The organism is Sulfurimonas sp., from assembly GCF_028694895.1.
Classification (GTDB): Bacteria; Campylobacterota; Campylobacteria; order Campylobacterales; family Sulfurimonadaceae; genus Sulfurimonas.
Genome location: NZ_JAQVKA010000108.1, coordinates 1 through 1,293 on the forward strand (window position 1 = coordinate 1; position 1,293 = coordinate 1,293).

Sequence of the window (1,293 nt, forward strand, 5' to 3'; positions counted from 1 at the left end):
GAGATTTTATGGGGTTGGAGCGGCATAAGAGAGCTTCCAGACACTATAACGTTTGTTGCACTCTTAGGCTTGGCAAATGCTCTTGTTTGGCCTACTATATGGCCTTTGGCACTTAATGGACTTGGCAGACATACTGCAAAAGGAAGCGCGCTTCTTATTATGTCAATAGCTGGAGGAGCGCTTCTTCCGCTTATCTTTGGCAAAATTGCCCAAGTAAGTTCAGATATGCAAACAGCATATCTTATCGGCCTAATTTCTTATGGGTTTATACTTTATTATGCTCTAATCGGGCATAAAATCTCATCTTGGAAAAGCAGTGATAACGCATAAAAAATTCCCAAATGACTTTGTTTATATAGAGATAGAGAATAGCTCTGCAAAGGCGAAAATAGCGCTTCAAGGTGCACATCTCTTTGAGTATAAAAGAGTAGGTGAAGAAGATATTTTATGGCTTAGTGAAATTAGTGATTTTGAAAAAGATAAGGCGATAAGAGGCGGTGTACCAATCTGCTGGCCATGGTTTGGGTTTAATGAGGACAAAAACTTGCCTCAGCATGGTTTTGCAAGAACTTCCATGTGGGAATTTGTAAGTAGTGATGAGGTTAGTAAGGGCGAAACTACGCTTCTTTTTAGATTAGTTCACAACGAGCAAACACTAAAAATCTGGGCCTATAAATTTGAGCTAGAGTTAAAAATCACAATCTCAAAAGAGCTAAAGATGGAGCTAAAGAGTACAAATCTTGATAAGAAAGCTTTTAAAATTTCTCAAGCACTCCATACATACTTTAATGTTTCGCATATATCTGAGGTAGTTATAAAAGGGCTAGGTAAAAAGCCATATCTTGATGCGCTAACATGGCAAAAAGAGATGCAAGATGGCGATATCAGTTTTGACTCAGAGGTTGATAGAGTTTATCAAGAAGTTGATACTAACATAGTGTTAGTGGATAAAAATAGAGAGATAAAGATAAAAAATACAAACTCATCTTCAGCTGTTATCTGGAATCCATGGATAGAAAAAACTTCAAGGATGAGTGCCATGAAAGAGGGCGCATATGAGCATTTTGTCTGCATAGAATCAGCAAATGCCTTTGATGATTCAAGAGTAATAGAGCCAAAAAAATCTCATACATTGATTGCACAAATCTTTTAACAACTACTTAAATATAATAATTTATTATGGCTTAAGAGCAATAAGAATATGATTTTTTTGAGTTTAAATTACTTTATGAAGGATAGTGTTATGAACATTTCATCAAGAAGAGTCTTTTTAAAATATATGGCAATGCTAGG

1 protein-coding gene and 1 pseudogene are annotated in these 1,293 nt (G+C 35.8%); both read left to right on the plus strand.

Translation table 11 applies throughout. The features are described from left to right. Window positions 1–330 (plus strand): annotated as a pseudogene (locus tag PHI38_RS09165) (glucose/galactose MFS transporter); the annotation flags it as partial. Further along, the gene (locus PHI38_RS09170) at window positions 317–1,153 is read left to right on the plus strand and encodes a D-hexose-6-phosphate mutarotase (RefSeq protein WP_299855391.1); all 837 of its coding nucleotides are present in this window, start codon (window positions 317–319) and stop codon (window positions 1,151–1,153) included. The pseudogene PHI38_RS09165 and the gene PHI38_RS09170, both read left to right, overlap by 14 nt. Window positions 1,154–1,293 lie beyond the last annotated feature (140 nt).